Raw genomic sequence first — 7,433 nt, 5'->3', positions numbered from 1 at the left:
GAATCGTCACGTCGGTCGCCGTCGCGGGCGGTCCGCTCGACATCACGACGCGTCCGCGCCCGGCGGCACCGGTGCGCCGGTCGAGATTTCGGCGCATTCACCGTCGCCGATGCTGACGGCGGGTTCGCTGCCGGCGTGGACGTCGCCGACGCACGATACGCCGACGGGGTCGGTCTCGCTGGCGCCGAACGTGTCCCGGGCGCGCACGGCGTAGCCGTCCACTTTCGCGCGGTCGAACCCCGGGACGTCGAGGCGGGCGTCGATGCGGTCGGCGAGCACGCGGCCGTCCGCCTGGTCGAGGTGGACGCGTTCGACGCCGACCGAGAGGTCCAGGGAGCTGATGACCTCGCGGGCGCGCTCGGGGCTGGCGAGGTCCCGGAACTGCTTGCGGTCGCTCATCGGTGGGCCTCCCAGTTCTCGACGGCGACAGTCTCGCCGGCGTCGATGCCTTCGGTCTGTTCGGGTACGACCACCCAGCCGTCCGCGAGCGCAACGCTGGACAGTACGCCGCTTCCGCTGGCGCTCACCGGCTCCGCGATGCGTTCCGCGTCGTCGCCCTCGCGGAGGCGGACGCGCGCGAACGTCTGCACGCCCGGCTCGGACCGGATCTTCCCGTCCAGGCGCGCGTCCACTGCCGGCGGGGCTTGCAGTGGCATCCCGCCGACGCGTTTGACGGTCGGTCGGAGGAACTGGACGGCGTTCACGATGCACGCCACCGGGTACCCGGGGAGCATCACGACCGGCGTGTCGGCGACTTCGCCGAGCGCGACCGGGTGCCCGGGTCGTAGCGCGACGCCGTGCACCAGGACCTCGCCGAGGTCCTCGACGACGTCGGGGACGAGGTCTCGCTCCCCGACCGAAGACCCGCCCGTGGTCACGACGACGTCAGCGTCGAGATTCGCTTCGATGGCCGTCCGGAGCGCGGCCTCGTCGTCGGTCACGACGTCCTCGTAGCGCGGACTCGCGCCCCAGCGGTTCGCGAGCCTGGAGACGGTGAGTCCGTTCGTCTCCACGACTTCGCCGGGTCCGGGGTCGGACTGCACGAGTTCCTCGCCGGTCGGAATCACTGCGACGTCGGGGCGCTCGTAGACGTCGACGTCGCGCACGCCGACGGACTTCAGCAGCCCGAGGTCCGACGGGCGCAGCCGATGTCCGGGTTCGTACAGTACGTCGCCCTCCGAGACGTCTTCGCCGACGGGCGCGACGTTCTCGCCTTCACCGACTGCGTCGAACACTTCGAGGTCGCCGGTGCCGGGCGTCTGCACCTGTTCGATCATCACGACGGCGTCCGCCCAATCGGGGAGTGCGCTGCCCGTATGGACGCGCTCGGCGTCGGACTCTCGGAGCACTGCCGGCGACCGGTCGCTCGCGCCGAAGGTGTCCTCGGCGCGCACCGCGAAGCCGTCCATCGCCGCGCGACGATAGTGCGGCACGTTCCGTCGTGCGGTGACGGCGCGCGCGACGGCTCGGCCGTCGGCGTCCAGTAGCGGCACGCGCTCGGTGCGGCCGTGGACCGACACGGTCTCTAGGAGTCGGTCGCGGGCGGCCGCTACCCTGGTTCGGTCCTTGAAGCCGGCCTCGTGCCGGTCGTGTCCGCTCATGGGAAGCGATTGGGTGGGGAGTGGGGTAAAGGCTGCGTGGGCGAACGGAGTGAGCCCACGTTGTTGTGAGCGGGGAGCGGAGCGACCCGGGAGGTGCGTGGGCGAACGGAGTGACCCCACGTTGTTGCGAGCGGGGATCGGAGCGACCCGGGAGGTGCGTGGGCGACCGCGAACGAAGCGAGGGCAGGATATTGCGAACGGCGAACGGAGCGACCCGGGAGGTGCGTGGGCGACGGCGAGAGAATGGAGCCCACGGTGCAGCGACCAGCCACAGCGGGAGCCAGCGGCGACGTCAGGCGCGTGCTGGACGCGCACCCGGATTACTCACGGCCCGGACGTCCACTGTGTCCGCGTGCGGCGGTTTGGAACTCCAGGGAGGACGAGTAAGCCGAATTAATTGGGCTTAAGCGTCGGTAATCCGGGGTGAGGGAGTGCATCGTTCAATACCCCTGCGTTCGTTGGGTCGCGTGGCGGCAATCGACCCGCCGCCGGTCAGGGCACACTGAGCGATACACCGCGCGTCGGCGACCCCTTCCCCTCTCCCCCCATCCGTCGTCGACGGTCGAGCCAGCCGGGCGGCGTCGTTCCCCCACGGCGCCGCCCGGTGTCTGCCCAGTCAGGGCGCAGTTGGGTGTCAGCTGTCCGCCGCGGTCGCGTACACCACCGGGTCGTTGCGACCGCGGCGATTCTCTGTCATTTCACCAGTTCGCACCGGTCCGCGGAGCTTGGCGGCCGCGATTTGGGGCCGTCCGGGCGCGTGGGGGTCGCGGTCGTTTCCGCCGACGACCACCGGGTTTAACGCCTCGGCGACCCAACGCTGCGGCATGTCTCGCTTGCGTGAAGCGCTAGGGAACCTGCCAGACTCGGTGTTCGTCGACGTGCTGGAGAGCGACGAGGCGTATCTCTTCGTCGTGGACGTGCCGGGAGCGTCGGCTGACTCGGTGGACGTCCGCGTGGAGGGGCGGACGCTGGCCGTCGACGCGCGCCGACAGAAGGCGGTTCCGGCCGGGTTCGACTACCACAGCGAGGAGCGGTCACTGTTCCTGGACCTGGAGCTCCCGCTGCCGCCCGACGCGACGGAGGCGGACGCGTCCGCGAGCGTGGACGACGGCGTACTCGAAGTCCGGCTGCCGAAGCGCGGCGCCGGCGGGCACAGCGTACCCATCGAGGGGTAGACGTTGGCCCTGTTCAGGTCGTACCGTCGGTTCGTCGTCGTCGTCTGGCAGTTCCTCCCCCTGCTGTGGGGGTACCTGCGGGACCGCCGCCGGTTCGTCGTGTTCGGCGGGCCGCGGCGGGTGTCCACGGAGATGCGGGTGGCGCGCGCCCGCAGGCTGCTGGATTCACTGTTGACGCTCGGGCCGACGTTCATCAAACTCGGGCAGTTGCTGTCGACGCGCCCGGACGTCCTGCCGCCGGAGTACGTGGACGTGCTCGCGGAACTCCAGGACCGCGTCCCGCCGGCTGACTGGGAGAACGCGCGGACCGTCCTGGAGGACGAACTCGGGCCGGTGGACGAGCGCTTCGACGACTTCGACAGGGACGCAATCAGCGGCGCGAGCCTCGGCCAGGTGTACACTGCGAAGGTCGACGGCGACCCGGTCGCCGTGAAGGTGCGGCGGCCGGACATCGAGGGGCTCGTGGAGGCGGACCTGCGCGTGATCCGGTGGACGTTGCCCATCATCGTCTACTTCGTCGACGAGTCCCGGTCGTTCAGCCTGCGGAACCTCGCCGATGAGTTCGCGAAGACGATTCGCGAGGAGATGGACTACGCGCGGGAAGCCGAGATGCTCACGGAGATCCGCGGCAACTTCGCGGGCGACGAGGACATCGTGATTCCGACCGTGTACGACGACTACTCGGGGAACCGCGTGCTCACGATGGAGTACATCCAGGGCACGAAGATCTCGGACGTCGACGAACTCGACGACCGCGGCATCGACCGGTCGCAGGTCGCCGAGCGCGTGGAGCGCGCGTACCTCCAGATGATCATCGAGGACGGCGTGTTCCACGCCGACCCGCACCCGGGGAATCTCGCGGTTCGCGAGGACGGCGCGGTGGTGTTCTACGACTTCGGGATGAGCGGGCGCGTCGACGAGTTCGTCCAGGGGAAGATCGTTGACTTCTACGTCGCGGTCGCGAACCAGGACATCGACGCCATCCTGGACGCGCTCATCGAGATGGGGACCCTCTCGCCGGAGGCCGACCGCGCGACGATGGCGGACGTGATGGAGCTCGCCATCCAGGACGCCCGCGGGGAGGACATCGAGACGTACCGCGTCCAGCAGATCATCGGGAAGGTCGAGGACACCATCTACGAGTTCCCGCTGCGGTTGCCGTCGAACCTCGCGCTCGTGTTGCGGGTGGCGACCGTCGTGGAGGGCGTCTGCGTGACGCTGGACCCCGAGTTCGACTTCATCTCCGTGGCGACGGAGTACCTCACCGAGCAGGGGTACCGCGAGGAGTCCATCCGGCAGTTCGTCGAGCAGGCCGGCGACGAGGTCCAGGGGACCGCGCGGTCGCTGCTGCGCGTGCCGCCGAAACTGGAGTCGGCGCTGGACCGCGTGGACCGCGAGGACTTCCACGTGCGTGCGGACCTCGAAGACGGCAACGGCGTCGTCGACCGTCTCGCGCGCCGCATCGTCCTGGGGATGGTGGTGGCGGCGAGCGTCCCGACGACGGCGTTCCTGTACGCGGAGGCGGACCTCGTGGCTGCGGGCGTCGCGGGGGCGTTCACGCTGGTGGTCGGCGCGGCGCTCTACCGGTCGTTCAAGAAGCGCCGCGGCATCCGCACGACGCCGCAGTTCACCCGCCAGAACCTCCGCGAGCGACGCAACGACTGACCGCCGGCACCGCCCGAGTTTTCACTGCCGCCGCCGAACTCCCGGTATGGACGTCGACCAGTTCGAACTGGAGCGGTGGTTCGCCGAGTACGAGCACGACGCCGACGTGATGCTGGCGGAGAGCGGCGTCCGGAGCCTGCACGCGGACCGCTTCGACACCGACCCCGGGGGCCTGGGTTACGTCATCCCGACGAAGGGGGCGGCGGACGTCCGGCGCGCAATCGCCGACGACCACGGGGTGACCGCCGAGCAGGTGGTCTGCACGGTGGGCGCCCAGGAGGCGAACTTCCTGGCGTTCCAGTCGATACTGTCCCCGGGCGACCACGCCGTCGTCGTCACGCCGACCTACCAGAGTCTCCACGACGTTCCGGACTCGATTTGCGAGGTGACCCGCGTGCCGCTGGACCGCCCAGAGGCGCAGGGGACTGACGGCGGGGCCGACTGGAGACTGGACGTCGACGCCGTCGCCGACGCGGTACGGCCGGACACCGAACTCGTCGTCCTGAACAACCCGAACAATCCGACGGGCCGCAAACACGACTGGGAGGCGGTGCGGGCGCTGTACGACGTCGCCGCGGACGCGGACGCCTTCCTGCTCTGCGACGAGGTCTACCGGCTGCTCGCCGACGACCCGCTGCCGTCCGTCGCGAGCCTCGGCGAGCACGCGATCAGCACGGCCAGCCTCTCGAAGGTCTACGGCCTCGCCGGCCTCCGGTTCGGATGGCTGGTCGGGCCGCCGGACGTCGTCGACGCCGCGGAGCGCTGGAAGGACTACACGACGATTTCGCCGTCGGCGTTCGGTCAGCACGTCGCCCGGCAGGTCCTCGACGGCCAGGGGCACAGCCTCCGGCAGGAGGCCCTCGATCACGTCAGACAGAACCACGAGATAACGGCGGCGTGGGCGCGCGGGCACGGCCTGGAGTGGCCCGACCCCGTCGGCTGCAACGTCTTCCTGCGGGTCCCCGACGGCTTCGCGGGGTCTCGGGAGTTCTGTCGGACCGTCGTCGAGGACGCCGGCGTCGTACTCGCGCCCGGGGACTGTTTCTCCGCGGGCGGCGAGTCCTACGACGACCGCTTTCGCCTCGGCTTCGGGTTGCCGACCGACGAACTCCGAGACGGACTCCAGCGCGTCGACGGCGTGCTGTGACGAGCGGAGTGGTGGCCGACCGGCCGCTGAACTGTGTGGCCGTCTCCCGCCCGCAGAGCGTTCCAAACGGTTTATACAGGCCAAACGTGAATCCGGGCGTATGGCGAAAGAGCAGACGGAAGTCCGGGACCTGCAGGAGGGCAACTACGTGATGATCGAGGATACGCCCTGTAAGATCAACGCGTACAGCACTGCCAAGCCCGGCAAGCACGGAAGCGCGAAGGCCCGAATCGAAGCCGTCGGCGTCTTCGACGAGAAGAAGCGCAGCCTCAGCCAGCCGGTCGACCAGAAGATCTGGATCCCGATCATCGACCGCAAACAGGGCCAGGTCGTCTCCCTGGAGTCCGAGACCGTCGCGCAGGTCATGGACCTCGACACCTACGAGACCGTGACGATGCAGATTCCCGCCGAACAGGACCTCTCGGCCGACGACAACATCGAGTACCTCGAGTTCGAGGGCCAGCGGAAGATCCTGGAATAGCGGATGTTCCCCGGCGCCCGCCCAGTCGACGAGTCCGCCGACGCGCCGTACGGCGACGCGGACTACGTCGTCGTCGGCGCGCCACTCGACGTCTCTACCTCGTTCCGGCCGGGCGCGCGCTTCGGCCCGGACCGGATCCGGCAGTTCGCTCGCACGTTCGAGGACTACCACCCCGAGACGGGGACGCACTTCTCCGCGCTGGACGTCGCCGACTACGGCGACGTCGACGCCTGGACGGACGCCGCCGAGTACCTCGACTACCTCCAGGGCGTCCTGACGGACGTCGACTGGGCGGACGCCACCCCCGTCGTGCTCGGCGGCGAGCACACCGTCTCGGTGGCCGGCGTGCGAGCCGTCGACCCCGACGTCTTCGTCGCGCTGGACGCGCACTCGACCTCCGCGAGGACCTCCAGGGCGACCCGCTCAGCCACTCCACCGTCACCAGGCACGCGCTGGACGTCGCCGACGAAGCGGTCGTCGTCGGCGCCCGCTCCGGCAACGAAACCGAATGGGAGCGCGCTGCGGCGGACGACGTGACCGTGGTCCGACCCGACGACGTGGCCGCGGGCGGCAACGTCGAGGACGCGGACTGGCTGCCGGACGTCGACGCGGACACCTCGGTCTACCTCTCCGTGGACGTCGACGCCGCGGATCCCGCGTACGCGCCCGGTACGGGCACGCCGGAACCCTTCGGCCTCGACTCCACCACGATGCGTGACGTCGTCCGCGCGTTCGCCCCCAGGGCGGACGCCTTCGACGTCGTCGAAGTCAACGACCGCGACGACGGCCAGGCCGCCACGCTCGCCGCGAAACTCGTTCGGGAGTTCGTTCACTATCACGCGGATACCTGACTCTTCACCTCGTTGCTGGCGGGAGTGACGGCCCGGGCGCCCCCGCTGGCAGTTTTCAGTTGCTCTACTGGCGAGAGCGACGGTCCGGACGCCCCGTTGGCTCGTGGCCTGCGCCTCGCTGCGCGCATCGCCGGCTGTAGTGCTTGCGTCGGTTCGACTCACGAGCCAGCGGCCCCGTCCGAAGTCCCACCCTGTCGGTTGGTTGGATTCGTGTCGCTGGTCGGCTGGTCGCGTCGGTGCACCTGGTCGGTCGGCCGATTGCGCGTCGCCCCGTAATCGATTGCATCGCCGCCGACGCATAGAAGGTGCCGGCGTACGCGGGGACAGGTATGGAACTCTCGGAACTCGTCGCGAGGTACAACCAGCGGCTGCGAGTCGACGACTACGAGGACGCGGCGACCAACGGCCTGCAGGTCGGGCCGGCGGACCGCGAGGTACAGCGCGCGGCGTTCGCGGTGGACGCAGCGGTCGCGACTGTCGAGGAAGCCGTCGACTGGGGCGCGGACGTGCTCG

The 7,433-nt window shown here is 69.8% G+C and carries 6 protein-coding genes and 2 pseudogenes; 6 read left to right on the top strand and 2 right to left on the bottom strand.

Features of this window, described 5'->3' with window-relative positions; genetic code table 11:
- Positions 1–48: 48 nt before the first annotated feature.
- Together GRX66_RS14525 and GRX66_RS14520 are read right to left on the bottom strand one after the other, a co-directional pair.
- Positions 49–399: pseudogene (locus GRX66_RS14525) on the bottom strand (molybdopterin biosynthesis protein); the annotation flags it as partial.
- Entirely contained in the window at positions 396–1,601 is a 1,206-nt protein-coding gene (locus GRX66_RS14520; RefSeq protein ID WP_159527199.1) for a molybdopterin molybdotransferase MoeA, read from the bottom strand. The gene GRX66_RS14520 and the pseudogene GRX66_RS14525, both read right to left, overlap by 4 nt.
- Positions 1,602–2,425: 824 nt before the next feature.
- Between GRX66_RS14520 and GRX66_RS14515 the strand changes: the two genes are divergently transcribed.
- From GRX66_RS14515 to GRX66_RS14490, 6 genes and pseudogenes are all read left to right on the top strand, one after another.
- Positions 2,426–2,776 (top strand): Hsp20/alpha crystallin family protein, encoded by a 351-nt coding sequence (locus GRX66_RS14515; protein WP_159527198.1) that lies wholly within the window; start codon positions 2,426–2,428, stop codon positions 2,774–2,776.
- Between the two features lie 3 nt (positions 2,777–2,779).
- Positions 2,780–4,441: an ABC1 kinase family protein gene (locus tag GRX66_RS14510; protein ID WP_201293037.1), complete on the top strand. Its 1,662-nt coding sequence runs from the start codon at positions 2,780–2,782 to the stop codon at positions 4,439–4,441.
- A gap of 46 nt (positions 4,442–4,487) precedes the next feature.
- Positions 4,488–5,588 carry an aminotransferase class I/II-fold pyridoxal phosphate-dependent enzyme gene (locus GRX66_RS14505; RefSeq protein ID WP_159527197.1) on the top strand — a complete coding sequence of 367 codons (1,101 nt, stop codon included), beginning with the start codon at positions 4,488–4,490 and terminating at the stop codon, positions 5,586–5,588.
- Between the two features lie 100 nt (positions 5,589–5,688).
- Complete coding sequence (locus GRX66_RS14500; protein ID WP_159527196.1) at positions 5,689–6,069, top strand: translation initiation factor IF-5A; 381 nt, start codon at positions 5,689–5,691, stop codon at positions 6,067–6,069.
- 3 nt (positions 6,070–6,072) lie between these two features.
- Positions 6,073–6,920, top strand: a pseudogene (speB, locus tag GRX66_RS14495) (agmatinase).
- 329 nt (positions 6,921–7,249) lie between these two features.
- Positions 7,250–7,433 (top strand): Nif3-like dinuclear metal center hexameric protein (locus GRX66_RS14490; protein WP_201293036.1); only part of this gene is annotated, 184 nt, incomplete at its 3' end.

Source organism: Halobacterium bonnevillei, from assembly GCF_009831555.1.
In the GTDB taxonomy this organism is placed as follows: Archaea; Halobacteriota; Halobacteria; order Halobacteriales; family Halobacteriaceae; genus Halobacterium; species Halobacterium bonnevillei.
This window is presented reverse-complemented; position numbering and strand designations above follow the sequence as displayed.

Excerpts from the sequence above, each read along its gene's own strand:
- GRX66_RS14505 (WP_159527197.1), top strand. The coding sequence starts at position 4,488 with ATGGACGTCGACCAGTTCGAACTGGAGCGGTGGTTCGCCGAGTACGAG.
- GRX66_RS14520 (WP_159527199.1), bottom strand. The coding sequence starts at position 1,601 with ATGAGCGGACACGACCGGCACGAGGCCGGCTTCAAGGACCGAACCAGG.
- GRX66_RS14515 (WP_159527198.1), top strand. The coding sequence starts at position 2,426 with ATGTCTCGCTTGCGTGAAGCGCTAGGGAACCTGCCAGACTCGGTGTTC.
- GRX66_RS14500 (WP_159527196.1), top strand. The coding sequence starts at position 5,689 with ATGGCGAAAGAGCAGACGGAAGTCCGGGACCTGCAGGAGGGCAACTAC.